We start from the raw sequence: 15,580 nt of genomic DNA on the forward strand, positions 1-15,580 counted from the left end.
GCCGATGGACAGAGAGGGCCTGCGATGGCACAATGAAAGAAGTTTCCTCCTGAAGCGCGAGGGGGGATGTCGGCAGGGAAGGCCGGAAGAAGGGGGCCCTCGGCGTCCCCCCTCTTCCCTTCGTGAAGGCGGTTGCAGGACCTCGTCGCCGACGATTCCGAGAGAGGACGGTGTGGGATGAGGCAGGCAAAGAAGGCGCTGTTGACCGTTCTCGTCCTGGGATCTCTGCTCTCGGTCTTTGCCGGTCCCCTTGCCGCCGAGCCCGTCGCCTTCCCGTCGCTGGAGGCCCTCGAACCTCTCGTGGGAGAGGGGCCGGAGCTCCTGGAGGCCCTGGCCGCTATGGAACGGGACGAACATCTCCGGAACCTCCAGAGTCAGCGCCAGGGACCTAAGGCCTTCGGCGCCCTGGCCTACGGCTACAGCGACGAGCCCGTCAACGCCACCTCGGAGGAGAGCCTCTCCTACGGCAACGTCTCGGCTCGGGCCGGCGTCTCCTTCCCTCTCCTGGGAACGTGGAGCCGGGAGAAGATCGAGGTCCTCCTGGCCGAGCTGAACCTTCTCGGCGGACGGGCCCTGGCCGAGGCGACGGCGGAGCGGAATCTGACGGCCCTCCGCAAGGCCTATGCCCTCCTCTGGATCGAGGGGCGCCGGGGCGAGATGATCGAGGCCTTCCTCGCCGACGAGGCCGAGACGGAGCGCCTTCTGGCCGAGCGGGTCAGCCGGGGCTTCCTGCTCGAGCGGGACCGTCTGGAATTCCTCTCGGCCTTCGACATCGCCAGAAGGGATCTCGTCGAGTCGAAGCTCCGACGCACTCAGGCCCTCCAGGCCCTGCGCCTCGCCACGGGGCGCTCCTGGGAGGGCATCCCCGCCTCGCCGCCCTACCTTCCGGGACCCATCGAAGACGGCGAGACCCTGCTGGACCACGTCGCCGATCTGGCCGATCTGCGCTACCGCCGGGACTTCCTGGAGCTGAGGCGGCGCCTCTTCGAGACGACGGGTCGCATCGATCGAGAGGGAACCGTCGACATCGGCGTGACGGCCGGCCGGGACTTCCCCGGCTCGACGGGGACGGGGCTCTACCTCTCCTTCTCTTTGAGGGAGCCCTTCGGGACCCTCGGGGCCCGTGAGGACGAGGCCCGCCTCGCCGCCAGCGCCGACCTCGAGCGGGAGCGCCGTTCGGCCGTCGTGGCCCGGATCCGCGTCGAGGGGGAACTGATGGAAGCCCTCGTCCTGCGCGAATACGCCCTGGCCTCGATCGAGGCCGGAGAGCGTCGACTCGATGCGGCCTGGGAGGCCCTGCGCGTCGACACGCTGCGGCACGGGGCTCTGGCCGGGGAGACCTTGGAAAAACTTCAGCAGAGCCGTTACGGCTACTTCCGCGTCGCCCTCGATCTCCTCTCGGCCCAGTCGCTTCTCCTCCAGACCGAGGCCGAGCTCGTCCGCTTCGCCTTCCCCGAAGGAGGGCCTCCGCCGCAAAGCCGGCTTCTTCCTCGGTCCCTGACCCTGTCACGGCCCCTTCTCGATCCCTCCTGGCTCGCGGGGAGCCCTTTCCCCGACAGCCCCCTTTCTCGGGCCGAGGGACCCTCCCTCGCTCCGCCGTCTCCCGGGACGGTCCCTTCCGTCGCGGCGAGCCCCTCTCTTCCGCCGCCCGCCCTTTCCGGAGGAGGACCTTCCCGTCCGGAGCCTTCGCCCGCTGTCGCGGAGGGACGTCCGGAGCCCCTGCCCCCCCGGGCCGCCTCGGCGAGCCCCGGCCGCAAGGAGCCCCTGGACACGGGGCTGACGGCCTACGTCTGGGACGCCTCTTCCTTCCTCGACAGCGCCTGCCGCGCCGCGGCGCTGGAGCGGTTCCGGAACGAGGGCTTCTCCCGGATGCTGCTTTCCTTCGATGCCGCGCAGATCGCCTCGTTCCGCACCGAAGGGGGACGCAGAAGCCTGGAGGCCTTCCTCTCCGCCGCCCGATCGCAGGGGCTGACCGTCGACCTCCTCCTGGGCGATCCGGCCTGGATCCTGCCCGAACACCGTCAGGGGCTGGTCCGCCTCGTCCGCGAGCTGGAGCCCTTCCCCTTCCGCGGACTCCATCTCGACCTCGAGCCCGATTCCCTTCCCGGCGCCGCGGAAAAACGTCTGGAGCTCGCCGCCGAGCTGGTCAGGACGCTGGAGATCGTCCGGACCCAGACGGATCGCCCCCTGGCCCTTTCCGTCCATCCCCGCGAGCTTGAGGGGGAGCTGGGCGATGTCGTCGGGCCCGGGCTGGAGAGGATCCCCGTAGAGGAGGTGGCCGTCATGATCTACTCGACCCGCGTCGAGGCCGTTCTGGAGCGATTCGAGAGGCTTCGCCGAAAACATCCGGGACTGAATCTGGCCCTGGCTCAGAGCGTCGAGTCCCTCCTCTCCCCTCAGGAGAGCTACGGGGCCTACGGAAGGGAGGCCTTCCGCGCCCGAGCGGCCTACCTCGCCGAGCGCCTCGGCCGAGAGGGAGCGGCCGCCATCGTCGTCCAGGCCTGGAAGGACTATGAGGAGATGAGGCCGTGAAGATCCGCTTCAACACTCCCGAGGGCAAGGCCGCCGACGTCCGGGCGGGTGTCCGCGTCCCCTACGCTCCGGCCAAACGGGCCTTTCCCCGCTGGCGCTGGTACCTCGTCGTCCTCCTCGTGACCAGTCCCCTCCTGTTTTTCCTCTCCAAAGTGGCCATCGGCTGGCTCATGGCCAGCTCCCCCGGCGTCGTCTACATGGAGCGTCTTTCCGTCAACAGCCCCCGGCCCGCCGTCATCGAAAACCTTTCCTTCGGGCGGGGCGACTTCGTCGAGGCCGGAAAACCGCTCCTCCGCCTCTCCGACGCCTCGCTGGAACTGCTTCGCGCCCCTCTCGAGGCCGAGCGTCGGGCCCTGCTCCTCCAGAGCCCCCAGTCCAATCCCGTCTCGGCCCAGCGCCGCGCCCTGGTTCTGGCGCAGGAGGTGACGGACTACGAGGCCCGCCGCCTTGGGATCATCGAGGAACTTTTCCGCAAAGGGGCGGCCACGAGGGCGGAAGTGGACGAGGCCGCAGGGAGGGTCCAGCGGGCCAGGGCCGATCAGATCCGCTCCGGAGCCGATCTCGAAGAGGCCCAACGGATTTTTGTCGACCCCAACGTCCCCGTCCGGCTCGCCCAGATCGAGGCGGAACTGAAGTCGCTGACCGAAGGGAAGGGCCCCCTCGAGATCAGGAGCCCCATCTCGGGGCAGATCCTGGAGCTTTTCGTCGGGCCCGGCGAGGCCGTCGGCCAGGGGACGCCTCTGGCCCTCATCGCCGACCCGGAGCGCGTCTGCCTGATCACCTTCGTCGCCGCCAAGGACATGCGTTTCGTCGAGCCCGGCAGGGACGTCCGGGTCCGCTTCCCCGACGGAACCCTGATGGCGGCCTCCGTCGACGGTTCCCCCCTCCTGGCCGAGCCGACGCCCCTCTCCCTGGCCGGACCTCTGGCCGATGCCGGGCCGGCCCTCAAGGTACGCCTCCTCCCCGGAGAGCCGCTGAAGGGGGCCTACCGCGTCGAGGGCCTTCCCGTGACGGTCTACTGGGGACAGCGCAGGCCCTGGCACGGACGCCTGCCGGAGAAGGAGGAGTAGGGAATGGAGCCGCTCAACGTCGTCCGATTCCGTCTTCGAGGCGAGACCTTTTTCCCTGACCGCCCCTTTATCCGGGACATCGCCTCCCTGGACGAGCTGGAAACCGTCGCCGCCGATGCAGACCTCTTCCTCGTCGACGGAGAGGGTCCCCTGGCCGACGGCCGCGCCTTCCTGCGCCGATGCCGTTCCCACCCCGAGAGCTGCGCCAAGCCTCTCTTCCTGCCCACCTCCCTCGGCGAGGAGGAGGACCTTTTCGCCGACGGCGTCGTCGAGTCCCTCGACGACGCGCTGCGCCGGGGGAGGGAGATGAGAGACCGCCTCGCCCAGGTCAACGGCCCGGCCCTTCGGGAGTCCAAGGACTTCCGCCTTCTGGCCTACCTCTTCGCGCGCATGGACGGCGAACTGGAACCCCATCGCTACCCCTTCACGCCCCGCGTTTACGGCTATCCCGTCGCCGAGATCCTGGCCGGAGACGACGGCGATACCTTCTTCTGGCTTCAGTCTCTGAAGGAACGGGGCCTTCTGGCCAGGGGGACGCTGACGGACCGGATCCGCCTCTGTCCCCGCTGCGACTGTTCCCACCTGAACTACATCGACGTCTGTCCCAACTGCGGCAGCATCGACATCACCCGCAAGGAATTCATCCACTGCTTCACCTGCGGCCGCGTCGGTCCCACAGAGGATTTCATCCAGGAAAATCAGATGCGCTGCCCCTTCTGCAGCACCCGGCTGCGCCATCTGGGATCGGATTACGACCACCCCCTGGAGAGTTATCGCTGCAACGACTGCGGTCATCGCTTCGTCGAGGCCGACGTCGTCGCCGACTGTTTCTGCTGCCGCACCCGGTCCCGTCCCGACGAGCTCGTCGTCAAAACCGTCTGCGGCTACCGCATCAGCGAGGCGGGAAAGACATCGGCCCGAGTGGGGAGCCTGGAGGATGTCTATGCCCTTCTCGACAGCCTCAACTACGTCGTCCCGGCCTACTTCAACCAGCTGCTGAACTGGTCCCTCCTCCTCAACCGGCGCTACAGCGACGAGAGCTTCTCCCTCATCGCCATGCGTCTGGCCAATCTGCCCGAGCTTTCGGAGAGGTTGGGCCGCCAGAAGGCGACGCAGCTCGTCGACGCCCTGGCCGGTCGCCTGCGCCAGATGGTCCGCAGCACCGACGTGACGACGCGGACGGCCCTGTCGACGCTCTGGCTGTTCCTCCCCAGGACCGACGCCGCCGGAGCGGCGATTCTGGCAGGCAGGATCAAGGAGCTGGAGAGGCTCGCCGCCGAGGGCTCCGAGGCCCTTCTCGACTTCCGCGTCCGCGCCTTTTCCTCCCCCGACGACGTCGCCGAAGGCGACGACGCCGGGAGGATCCTGGCCCGGATGGCCGGAGAGCTCGAGGCGTGAGGGATCTGGCCGCGGTGTTTTCGCGCCTTTTTTGCCTTTTCGCCGGCGATCCTCTCCTGTCACGGGCCTGGGAGATCGCCTTCCGCTTCGTCCCCTTCGTCCTCTTCTTCGAGCTGCCCCTCTATCTCCTCGTCATCCTCGGCGTCCTCCGCCACGGCCTGGCGCGGATGAACGAGCTTCCCTGGCGGAGCGGGTACTACCCCTCCGTCTCCTGCATCGTCACCTGCTACAGCGAGGGCGAGGCCGTGGCGCAGACGATCCGATCCCTGGCCGAACAGATCTACCCCGGCCCGATCCAGATCCTTCCCGTCATCGACGGGGCGGCCCGAAACGGCGGGACCTATCGTGCCGCCAGGGCCATGGAGCCCGTCGTGGCGGCCATGAAAAACCGGACCCTCCAGGTCATCCCCAAGTGGCAGAGGGGGGGACGGGTCTCGGCCCTCAATACGGCACGTAACTTCGCCGACGGCGAAATCGTCATGGCCCTCGACGGCGACACCTCCTTCGACAACGACATGGTCGAGCGGGCCACGCGCCACTTCGAGGATCGGCGCGTCGTCGCCGTCTCGGGCTGCCTGCGCGTCCGCAATGTCCGCGCCAGCCTGGCCACCCGCCTCCAGGCCATCGAGTACTTCCTCTCGATCCAGGCCAGCAAGACGGGCCTGAGCGCCTTCAACGTCGTCAACAACATCTCCGGCGCCTTCGGCGTCTTCCGGCGGACCGTCCTCGACGCCGTGCGGGGATGGGACGCGGGAACGGCCGAGGATCTGGACATGACGCTGCGGATCAAAAACTACTTCGCCCGTCAGGGCGGCAATTTCCGCATCGTCTTCGACCCCGAGGCCCTGGGGTTCACCGACGTGCCCGAGACCTTCCGGGGCTTCTTCCTCCAGCGCCTACGCTGGGACGGAGACCTCTCCTACCTCTACTTCCGCAAGCACTGGCGCTCCTTCTCTCCCCACCTCGTGGGCTGGAAGAACTTCTTCCTCATGATCTGGACGGGGCTGCTCTTCCAGATCGTCATGCCTCTGGTCATCATCCTCTACACGGTCTACCTCCTCGCCGTCTACCCGCCCCTCTTCGTCCTCTCCGTCCTGGCCCTCATCTACCTCTTCTACCTCGTCATGACCTTCCTGCTCTACGTTCCCTTCGTCGTCCTCCTCTCGGAGCGTCCCCGCGAGGACTTTTCCCTCCTGCCCTGGATCGTCCTGACCCCTCTTTTCGCCTTCGCCGGTCGCATCAACAACGCCTTCGCCACCTTATGGGAGCTTTTGGGCCGGGGCCACGAGGACACGTCCATGGCCCCCTGGTGGACGACGCGCAAGAGCAAGTTCTGAGGCCGGAGGCGCTCAGCCGCCGCAGAAGAGCGGCATGATCCGTACCTCGTCTCCGTCGGCGGGGACGTAGTCCCCCTTTGCCCGGCTGCCCGCGACGATGAAGGTGTAGCCCAGCCCCGAGGCCTCGAGAGGGCTTCCACGAAGGATCGCGTCGAGGCTCTCGCCCGAAGGGGACCTCTCCTCGATTCCGTCTGTCCCGGAGGCGTATCGTTTCAGAAGCCCCAGATAGATCAGCCGAAAGGTCATCGGCGCTCCTCCTCTCCTTTTTTAAAAAGGAGCCGGAGTCCCTTGGGGCTCCGGCTCGATGTGTCCTATTTCCCCGGGAGGTAGGCGACGTACTCGCCCAGGCCCAGCTCCTCGAGGGTTTCCGCCTTGGGGATCCCCTCTTCGTCCCAGCCCCGGAGCCGGTAATAGTCGTCGAGGATCCTGTCGTGAGGCGTCGGGGTCTTGCCGGCCCGGCCGCCGACAATGGCGGCCAGGCCCATCTTGGGCGGCAGCGTGTCGTCTTTGCGGCTCATGCCGTCGCGGACGTTGATGAGCCGCTGGAGGGTGAAGCCCCGCTCGGCGCAGCGGAACATCTCTTTGGGCGGGTGCTCCTCGCCGGTGATCTCCTTCATGAGGGCGCTGACGTCGCTGAGCGTCATCCCGGCCCCCTTGATCATGAACTTGCAGAGGGTCAGGCTGTTGTAGAGGACGCTCGTCGTCTGGTAGATGTAGGCGCTGTAGGCGGCCTCCTCGACGGAGAAGCGGTCCGGAGGGCTCTCCTGGCCCAGCTCGGGGTACATGAGCCCCGTCGCTCCGGCCTGGCAGTCGCCCCGTTCGTGGCAGGCGCCGCGCGTCCCCGTGGCGTAGTTCACGCCGAGGCCGAAGACGGCCCGGGGATCGTGGGCGGGGAAGTCGAGATTCTTGACCTGGACGGTGATCTTCTCCGAATCGTGGCCGATGGCGGCGGCCGCCCCGAGAATGCCCTTCTCGAAGAGCCTGCCGATTCCCTCGAGGCGGGCGATCTTGTCCGTCAGATCGACGAGGGCCTCCCCGTCGCCCCAGCGTATGGCCTTGCCGTCGTTGTCGGCCGTCGTGATCCATCCGGCCTCGAAACACTCCATGAGGAAGCCGATATAGGCGCCGCAGGAGACGGTGTCGATGCCCATCCGATTGGCTCTGTCGTTGGCCCGGCAGACGGCGCCCAGATCATCGACGAGAAGGTTCGCCCCCATCATGCCGAGCGTCTCGTATTCGGGGCCGTTCCCCTCCAGGACCCGCCCGTCGGGGTACTCGAAATGAATGTGGCGGTGACAGCCGATGGGGCAGTTGGCGCAGGGGAGGGGCTTGACCTTGAGATAGTCGGTGTAGCGGGGTGCCCCCAGAAGGGCCGCCCCCCTGTCCCAGACGTCGCCGCGCCAGTATTTGATGGGGACGTCGCCCATCTCCTGGAGGGGGACCATGACGACGGGCGTGCCGTGCTGGCGGAATCCCTCGCCCTGCTTGTGGAGGAGCTGGAAGAGCTCTTTGGAAAGGGCCGCGGCCTTCTGCCCGTCGGCGACGGGGACCTCCTTCGTCCCCCAGGCGGCGATGGCCTTGAGGTTTTTCGAGCCCATGACGGCGCCCGAGCCGCCTCGACCGGCGAAGGAGTGGCCGTCGCAGGAGATACAGGCGATGGGGTTCCCTCTCTCTCCCGCCGGCCCGATGTTGAGGGCGTTGATGCGTCTGTCGCCCAGGATCTCTTTGATCTTCTCGCCCGTCTCGACGGTGTCGAGCCCCCAGAGCGCGGCGCCGTCGAGGAAACGGACGCCGTCGTCATCGATGAAAAGCCAGGTGGGGTCGGAGGCGCGTCCCTCGATGACGAGGAGATCGTAGCCCGTCTTCTTGAAGGCCGGCGCCCAGTGGCCTGTCCCGGCCGAGTCGAGAAAGGAGCCCGTCAGAGGACCTCTGGTGATGACGCTCCATTTGGCGTTGCCCGGAACGTTGACGCCCTGAAGGGGGCCCACGGCGAAGATGAGCCTGTTCTCCGGGGCCAGCGGGTCCGTCCGGGGCGGAACCTCTTCGAGGAGGATCTTGGCTCCCAGGGCGGATCCGCCCAGAAGGTCCTTGAGGTCCTTCTCGGCGATCGCCTCGGCCTTCCAACTCTTTTCCGTCAGATTCACCCGCAGCTGCCGTTTCCACCAACCTGCCATGATCGAGACACCTCCCTGTCCGTCTGTCCCCCGCCGGGCGAAGCGTCCCGGACGGGGCGAGGTCCTTGACGACAGAAGGAGAGGCCTCGGGCCTCTCCTTCTGTGCAGTTGCGGCAGGCGGAGGGATCGCTCCCCCCACCCCTTGTCCGTGTCCCCTCCGTGAGGCGGCGCGGATCGAAGGCCTTATTCGGTTGTCTTCCGGTTTTCCCCTCAGGGGAAGATCTTGCCCGGGTTGAGGATGTGGTGAGGGTCGAAGGCGTCCTTGACCCGTTTCATGAGGGAGAGGAGCTCGGGCGACAGGACGAGGGGCATGTAGGCCTTGCGCTTGGAGCCGATGCCGTGTTCGCCGCTGATCGTGCCGCCCAGTTCGGCCGTGGCGGCGTAAAGTTCCCTCAGCAGCCGGGGCAGCAGGGCCTCCCACTCCTCGAGGGACATCCCGGCGGGTTTGACGGGCGTGGCGTGGAGATTGCCGTCGCCGGCGTGGCCGTAGCTGGGGATGAGGAGGCCGTGGCGCCGCGAAAGATCTTCGATGACCCTGATGAGCTGGGGGATCTGGGCGAAGGGGACGACGATATCCTCCAGACTCTGGACGGGGTTCGAGACCTTGAAGGCCTCGGCGATGTTGCGCCGGACCCGCCAGACCCGCTCGGAGGTGGTGAAATTGTCGGCCACGTAGACCTCCAGGGCCCCCCGGTCGAGACAGACCTGGCCGACGGCGTCGTACTGGGCCTCCACCTCCTCCTCGCCGCTGCCGTCGATTTCGATGATCAGCATGGCGCCGGCCTCCTCGTAGGGGAAGTGCTCGTTCAGGTAGCGGCAGGCCGTTTGGACCGAGAGGCGGTCCATGAACTCGATGGCCGTCGGGACGACGCCCGTCTCCGTCATCAGGGCCGGCACGGCGTCGATGGCCTCGTCGACGGTGGGGAAGAGCACCAGGAGGGTCACCTTGTGCTTGGGCAGAGCCGTCAGCTTCAGCGTCACTTCGGTGAAGACGGCCAGCGTCCCTTCGGAACCGACGAGGAGCCCCAGAAGGTTGTAGCCCGTCACGTCCTTGACGCGCTTGCCGCCGATGCGGACGATGGCGCCGTCGGGGAGGACGGCCTCCAGCCCCTGGACGTAGCGGCCCGTGACGCCGTATTTGACGGCCTTGCCGCCTCCGGCGTTTTCGGCCACGTTCCCGCCGATGAAGCAGGTCTCGAGGCTCATGGGATAGCCGGCGTAGAAGAGGCCGTACTCCTCGAGGACCTCGTTGATGTGGTTCGTCACGACGCCGGCCTCGACGGTGATCGTCATGTTCCGGACGTCGATCTCGACGATGCGGTTCATCCGCTCGACGGAGAGGACGATGCCGCCGTAGAGGGGGACGGCTCCGCAGGAGAGACCGCTTCCCGCCCCTCTGGGCGTGACGGGGATCCGCTCCCTGTCGGCCAGCTTCATGATGGCCGAGATCTCCCGGGCCGATGCCGGTTTGACGACGGCCTCGGGCATGACGGCATAGCCGCCGTCGGCCACCTCGTCGTGGCTGTAGGCCTCCATGGCCTCCTGCTGTCCGAAAAGGACGTTTTTCGATCCGCAGATCTCCCGCAGCTCGGCGACGACGGACTCCGTCACGGGCCTGTAGCTCTCGGAAGGGTTCACGGCCGTCGCCTCCTCGTCTCCAGCCTCTCCCTCAGGGCGGGGAGGACGTCGAAAAGGTCGCCGACGATGGCGAAATCGGCGACGTTGAAGATGGGGGCCTCCGGGTCTCTGTTGACGGCGACGATGACCTCCGCCGTCTGCATGCCTGCCAGGTGCTGGATGGAGCCCGAAATGCCGCAGGCCATGTAGAGACGGGGCGCGACGGTCTTGCCGCTGAGGCCGATCTGGTGGGGGTAGTCGATCCACCCCTGATCGACGGCGTCCCGCGAGGCGCCCACTTCGCCGCCCAGGGCCCGGGCCACGTCGCGGACGAGGGAAAAGTTGTCGCCCTTCTTCAGTCCCCGTCCTCCGGCGACGATGATGTCGGCGTCTTCGAGCGGCCTCTCCTGAGATCGGTCGGGGACGAAGCCCTCGAAGCGGACCGGCGAGAGGCGGCAGGCCTCGGGAAGGTCGACTCGGACGACCGTGCCCTGTCGGCTTTCGTCCTCCGACGCCTGGGCCCTGGAGCGGGGCCGGACCGTCGCCATCTGGGGGCGGGCCCGGGGTGTGCGGATCGTGGCCAGGATGTTGCCGCCGATGGCGGGCCGGGTCTGGAGAAGGTCGCCGCTCTCGCCGTCGAGAGCCAGCTCGGTGCAGTCGGCCGTCAGCCCGGCGCGGAGGCGGGCCGCAGCCAGCGGCATGATCGTTCTCCCCGTCGTCGTCGCCGCGGCGAGGACGATCTCGGGGCGGAACCGTTCGATGAGCCACGTCAGGGCCCTGCCGTAGGGCTCGGCCAGAAAATGCTCGAAAGCGGGGTCGTCGACGAGGTAGACTCTGTCGGCGCCGCGGCGGATGAGGGAGAGGACCTCTTCCTCGTCGAGGTCGCGGCCGAAAAGAAGGGCCGAAAGAGGTGCCTTCCTGCCGTCGGCCAGTCCCCGCCCCCAGTTGAGCAGTTCGTAGGAGACGGAGCGGACCTTCCCCTCCCGCTGCTCGGCGACGATCCAGACGCCGCTGTGGCGGCCACGGTTTTCGGTCATCGTCCCTTCCTTTCCGGCACCGGAAGGAGGTGCCTCTCGTCCAGAAAGGCCAAGAGCTCCTTCAGGGCCCGATCCAGGTCGCCTTCGTCCTTGACGATCACCTTTCGTCCCCTGCGGGCCACTTGGGGCGTGAAGATCCGGCTCACCCGCGTAGGCGACCCGCCGAGGCCGATGTCCTCCTCGGCCAGGTCCAGCTCCTCCCGGCCCAGGCGCTCGACGGCCATCTGCCGGGCCCGGCGCTTGCCGCTCAAGGTGGGAAGGCGGGGGAAGCTGATCTCCTTGACCACCGTCAGCAGGGCCGGGAGGGGGAGGCGGAGCTTCTCGTAGCCCCCCTCGACGAGGCGCCTCACGCCGATGCCGTCACCGACGTCGGTGATGGCACTCACGTAGGTGGCCAGGGGCAGATCGAGGAAGGAGGCCACGGCGGGGCCGACCTGTCCCGTGTCGCCGTCGGTGGCGCGCTCGCCGCAGAGGATGAGGTCGAAACCCTCGAGCCGGCTGCGGATCGCCTCGGCCAGGATGTAAGACGTGGCCCAGGTGTCGGAACCGGCGAAGGCCCTGTCGCTGAGCTGGAGGGCGTCGTCGCAGCCCATGGCCACCACTTCCCTCAGGGCCTTTTCGCTCTTGGGGGGGCCCATGGTGAGGGCCGTTACCGTGCCTCCCCGACTCTGGCGGAGCTGGAGGGCCGTCTCGACGGCGTAGAGATCGAGAGGATTGACGATGGTCTCCACGCCGTCGCGGATCATCGTTCCCGTCTCGGCGTCCATCTTCACGTTGTTCGTCTCCGGAACCTGCTTGATGAGCACGACGATCTTCATCGTGAGGCCTCCCTGGCGGTCTCGACGACGACGGCGACGCCGTCGGGGACGACGAGAATGTCCGCGTCCGGTCCCGTTCTCTCCTCGGCCATGGCCAGAGCCCTCTCGAAAGTGGGCGCCCATCGGAGGTGGATGGCCTCGAAAAGTTCCGGCGGACAGCGGTCGCTGACGACGATGACCTCCACCCGGTTCAGGACGCGGGCCAGAATCTGGTACTCCCACTGATCGGGCTCCGTCTCCTCCATGGGACGTCCCCCGATCCTGTCGAGAAGCTCCCGGGGCGACGCGGCTCCGGCCAGGGCGTCGAAGAAGGCCTGGCCGCCGTGGCCGTCCTCGCAGGCGGCGACGGTGATGATGACGCCGCCGTCGGAACAGAGGGCCTCGGCGGCCGTCATCCCCTTCACGGCCTGGTAGACGTTCTGGTCCAGCGGGTAGCCGCCGTTGGAGGTGACGACGATGGGGGCCTTCCGCCTCCCGTCGACGGCGGCGCTCCGGGCCACGTCGGCGCAGCCTCGGCGGTGGGCCTCGTCGAAATGTCCGGCCCAGGCCGCCCGGATGCGCTTCTTCCCGTCGAGGGCGACGTTGAGGACGAAGGCCAGACGGGCGGCCTCGGCGGCGAAAAGCATGTCGGCGTGGATGGGATTGCCGTCGAGAGAGCCCGCCCGGGCCCGGGGCGAGGCGATGAAGGAGGCGCAGTGATTGGCCAGCACCGTCCGGTAGCCGGCCACGCCGGGAAGGACGCTCTTTCGGCCGCCGGAAAAGCCGGCGAAGAAGTGGGGTTCGATGAAGCCCTCGGCGACGAGCAGATCGGTCTCGACGGCGAAACGATTCACCCAAAGATCACCTCCCGAGGGGAGTTTTCCCAGGAAACGGAGATCGTCGTCGCATCGGGCGTCGTGGACGACGACGCGCTCCCGGGAGAGGATGGAAGGCCCCAGACGTTCTCCGAGCTCGTCGGCCGTCGTGGCCCGGTGCATGCCCGTGGCGACGAGAAGAGTGACCTCCAGAGAGGCGTTATCGGCCCGCATCTCCTCAAGCAGGGGCGGGAGGGTGATCCTGCTGGGAACGGGGCGAGTGTGGTCGCTGGTGATGACCGTGGCTCGGCTGCGGCCCGACGCGAGGCGGCGCAGGGGCGGACTGGCGACGGGGTTCGCCAGGGCTCTCTCGACGATCGCCCGCTGAAGGACGAAATCCTCCGGGGCTCCGTCGGGCTCCGTGGGCCTCAGAACAGCCAGGAGCCTGTCGTCGGGAACGTCGATCTCCATCGAACTTCGGCCGTAGGGAATGGCGATCTTCATCGGATTCCTCCTTTGCAGAGAAGGAGACAGGGTTTTCGGCGGAGGCGAGGGGGGAAGGCGGAGAGGAATGGCCTCGAATTGGTCGGACCAATTCGAGGCCATTATAGGGCGGTTATTGTGTAAAATCAAGAACTTCGCTTCAATGTTTCGGCGACGTGATCGAGGTGGTTTCGCATCTCCGACGCGGCCCGCGAGGCGTCTCCGTCGAAGAGAGCCCCGCAGATGGCCCGGTGCTGGAGAAAGAGCTCGTCGTAACTCTCCTTCCAGAGGGAAATCCTCCGTCGGGCGAGGAGGAAGAAGCGGTCCAGAAGGGCCGAGATGGAGTCGTAGAGGCCGATGAGGAGGGGGTTGCCCGAAAGGGAGACGATCTTGACGTGCATCTGTTTGTCCAGAAGGGCCTTGCGCTCCTCGTCGTCCGTCCCGTCCAGCTCGGCCAGGAGGCCTTCCAGTTCCCGGCGATCGCCGTCGGAGAGGCGAGTGGCGGCGATCGCCGCCGCTGCCACTTCGACGATGCGCCGCAGTTCCAGGACATCTTCGAGTCTGCCGCCGTTGATCTGAAAGAGAAGGGACAACGGCTCCAGGAGGCTTTTGCCCAGATGGCCGCGGATGTAGTTCCCCCCGCCCTGTCGGGACTCGACGAGGCCGACGATCTCGAGGGAGCGCATGGCCTCCCTGATGGAGGCGCGGCTCACGTCGAGGCTGCGGGCCAGCTCCCTTTCCGTGGGAAGCTTGTCGCCGCCGCGGAGCCACCCGTCGAGGACGAGATTCTGGACGTAGTCGACGACGTCCTCGAAGACCCGTCTCGTGCCGTTCCTTTCGTTGACGGTCATGGCTCGCCCCTTTCTCGGTCCCTTCCCGTCGCCTCGAGGTCACGTCTGACGAAAGGCTCAAGGACCCTGGAACAGGAAATTATAACTGGCGAGGAGACAGTGGGCAAGGAATTTTTGACAAAAAGAAAAATTCGAGGTATGATCTTTCGCAGATTCAAATTTTAGCAAAAGAGGTATTGTCATGGCTGAGTACTCCATCAAACTCGTCTACGTCGGAGGCGCTCCTTACTGGAGACTTCCCGGCGGGGCCTTCCGCGAAGCCGAAGTCCGCAACGGCCGCATCGTCGAGCCGGGACTCCGACTCAAGGACAACGGCGTATCGCTCCGATAGGGGCGGCGCCGCCTTCACCGGATAACCAACGAATCGGGGCTCGCGCCCCGATTTTTTTGCGACTTTTTTCGGGCCCCCTGAGGGGCCTCGACGTCAGAAGGAGGCTGAAGTCCATGTCGGCAGCAACGTTTCCGTCAGGCCCTTCCCGGATCTCCGTCGCGATCGGAGCCCTTTTTCTCCTCCTGGCGGCGGGAGCGGCCTTCGCCTTTCCCCTGGCCTTTTCCCGGGGAGACGCCATCTTCTTTGTCGGAGCCGAGGGGGAGAAGCCCCGCCTCGTGGCACGCGGCTACGACCCGGAGATCTCGCCCGACGGTCGTCTCGTCGCCTTCACCCTCTACAGCGAACAGGGGGACCGGCAGATCGCCGTCGTCGACGCAACATCGAAGGAGCGGAGGCTCTTCCCCTCCGTTCCCGGCAAAAACAGCTATGGACCCCGCTGGTCGCCCGACGGACGGGCGCTCCTGTTCAGCCACTGGGACGAAAAGGAATCCGAATGGTTCCTGGCCCTCCTCCTGCTCGACGAGGGAACGTTTCGCCTCTTGGGCCCCGAGTGCAAGGGGTTCTACTCCCCCTTCTGGTCCGCCGACGGGAAGTCCGTCTACGGCCAGGACCTGGAGAAGCTCTGCCGGATCGACGTCGGAGAGGGGCGCGTCGTCGAAACGCTCGACCTCGCCGCCGTCCTGGGAGAGGCCATGGCCTCCAGCGCCCTTCACGTCACCGTCTCTCCCGACGGGACGAAATGGCTCTTCGACGGCGACGTGGAGGATTCGGGCCGTCGCTTCAAAAGCCACGACGGCCTCCTGTCGGCCCTGTTTCTTCACGTCCCCGCCGAGGGGACGACGCGCCGCCTCGGCGGCGACCTCTGGGCCGCCCATCCGGCCTGGCTCCCCGGCGGCGAGGCTTTCCTCTTCGCCGGCTACGAGGCTCCCGCCTCCGGGACCGACCAGCCCCTCCCGGCCCTCTATCGCCAGGTCCTCGGCGACGACAGGGCGACGCTCCTTATCGCCGAAGGAGGGGCCCCGTCGTCGGCCCGATAGGGGAGCGGGCCCGGAACAGCTTGGCCTTGAATCCCGGCGAATAGCTCTTCCCGGCCCTCTTCGTCATGCTTGATCTCCCCCCCGAAAAACTGTCTCGTTTT

General features: G+C 67.1%; 13 protein-coding genes. 6 read left to right on the forward strand and 7 right to left on the reverse strand.

From position 1 onward, the window contains the following. Positions 1 to 177 precede the first annotated feature (177 nt). The 4 genes from KAR29_RS01165 to KAR29_RS01180 are packed head-to-tail and all read left to right on the forward strand — an operon-like array spanning position 178 to position 6,337. Positions 178 to 2,532, forward strand: a complete 2,355-nt coding sequence (locus tag KAR29_RS01165) for a TolC family protein (protein ID WP_274373828.1) — start codon at positions 178 to 180, stop codon at positions 2,530 to 2,532. Further along, positions 2,529 to 3,602: an HlyD family secretion protein gene (locus KAR29_RS01170; RefSeq protein WP_274373829.1), complete on the forward strand. Its 1,074-nt coding sequence runs from the start codon at positions 2,529 to 2,531 to the stop codon at positions 3,600 to 3,602. The genes KAR29_RS01165 and KAR29_RS01170 overlap by 4 nt, the downstream gene beginning before the upstream one ends. A gap of 3 nt (positions 3,603 to 3,605) precedes the next feature. Next, on the forward strand, positions 3,606 to 5,000 hold the full coding sequence (locus KAR29_RS01175; RefSeq protein ID WP_274373830.1) for a TackOD1 domain-containing metal-binding protein: 1,395 nt from the start codon (positions 3,606 to 3,608) through the stop codon (positions 4,998 to 5,000). Continuing rightward, positions 4,997 to 6,337, forward strand: coding sequence for a glycosyltransferase family 2 protein (locus KAR29_RS01180; RefSeq protein ID WP_274373831.1), 1,341 nt, complete (start codon positions 4,997 to 4,999; stop codon positions 6,335 to 6,337). The genes KAR29_RS01175 and KAR29_RS01180 overlap by 4 nt, the downstream gene beginning before the upstream one ends. A 12-nt stretch (positions 6,338 to 6,349) precedes the next feature. Here KAR29_RS01180 and KAR29_RS01185 read toward each other — a convergent pair whose 3' ends face one another. From KAR29_RS01185 to KAR29_RS01215, 7 genes are all read right to left on the reverse strand, one after another. Then, positions 6,350 to 6,583, reverse strand: a complete 234-nt coding sequence (locus KAR29_RS01185; RefSeq protein ID WP_274373832.1) for a hypothetical protein — start codon at positions 6,581 to 6,583, stop codon at positions 6,350 to 6,352. Positions 6,584 to 6,648: 65 nt separating this feature from the next. Further along, entirely contained in the window at positions 6,649 to 8,511 is a 1,863-nt protein-coding gene (locus KAR29_RS01190; protein WP_274373833.1) for an aldehyde ferredoxin oxidoreductase family protein, read from the reverse strand. A gap of 210 nt (positions 8,512 to 8,721) precedes the next feature. Further along, positions 8,722 to 10,149 carry an FAD-binding oxidoreductase gene (locus KAR29_RS01195; protein WP_274373834.1) on the reverse strand — a complete coding sequence of 476 codons (1,428 nt, stop codon included), beginning with the start codon at positions 10,147 to 10,149 and terminating at the stop codon, positions 8,722 to 8,724. Further along, the gene (locus tag KAR29_RS01200) at positions 10,146 to 11,165 is read right to left on the reverse strand and encodes an electron transfer flavoprotein subunit alpha/FixB family protein (RefSeq protein WP_274373835.1); all 1,020 of its coding nucleotides are present in this window, start codon (positions 11,163 to 11,165) and stop codon (positions 10,146 to 10,148) included. The genes KAR29_RS01195 and KAR29_RS01200 overlap by 4 nt, the downstream gene beginning before the upstream one ends. After that, positions 11,162 to 11,983 (reverse strand): electron transfer flavoprotein subunit beta/FixA family protein, encoded by an 822-nt coding sequence (locus KAR29_RS01205; RefSeq protein WP_274373836.1) that lies wholly within the window; start codon positions 11,981 to 11,983, stop codon positions 11,162 to 11,164. The genes KAR29_RS01200 and KAR29_RS01205 overlap by 4 nt, the downstream gene beginning before the upstream one ends. Beyond that, positions 11,980 to 13,281 carry a nickel-dependent lactate racemase gene (gene larA, locus KAR29_RS01210; protein WP_274373837.1) on the reverse strand — a complete coding sequence of 434 codons (1,302 nt, stop codon included), beginning with the start codon at positions 13,279 to 13,281 and terminating at the stop codon, positions 11,980 to 11,982. The genes KAR29_RS01205 and larA overlap by 4 nt, the downstream gene beginning before the upstream one ends. A 125-nt stretch (positions 13,282 to 13,406) precedes the next feature. After that, the gene (locus tag KAR29_RS01215) at positions 13,407 to 14,111 is read right to left on the reverse strand and encodes a FadR/GntR family transcriptional regulator (protein WP_274373838.1); all 705 of its coding nucleotides are present in this window, start codon (positions 14,109 to 14,111) and stop codon (positions 13,407 to 13,409) included. Positions 14,112 to 14,292: 181 nt separating this feature from the next. Here KAR29_RS01215 and KAR29_RS01220 point away from each other — a divergent pair, with 181 nt between their 5' ends. Together KAR29_RS01220 and KAR29_RS01225 are read left to right on the forward strand one after the other, a co-directional pair. After that, a complete protein-coding gene (locus KAR29_RS01220) occupies positions 14,293 to 14,442 on the forward strand; it encodes a hypothetical protein (RefSeq protein WP_274373839.1) in 150 nt (49 codons plus the stop codon). Between the two features lie 113 nt (positions 14,443 to 14,555). After that, a complete protein-coding gene (locus KAR29_RS01225) occupies positions 14,556 to 15,479 on the forward strand; it encodes a TolB family protein (protein ID WP_274373840.1) in 924 nt (307 codons plus the stop codon). The last annotated feature ends 101 nt before the right edge of the window (positions 15,480 to 15,580 follow it).

The organism is Aminithiophilus ramosus, from assembly GCF_018069705.1.
GTDB classification, from domain to species: domain Bacteria; phylum Synergistota; class Synergistia; order Synergistales; family Aminithiophilaceae; genus Aminithiophilus; species Aminithiophilus ramosus.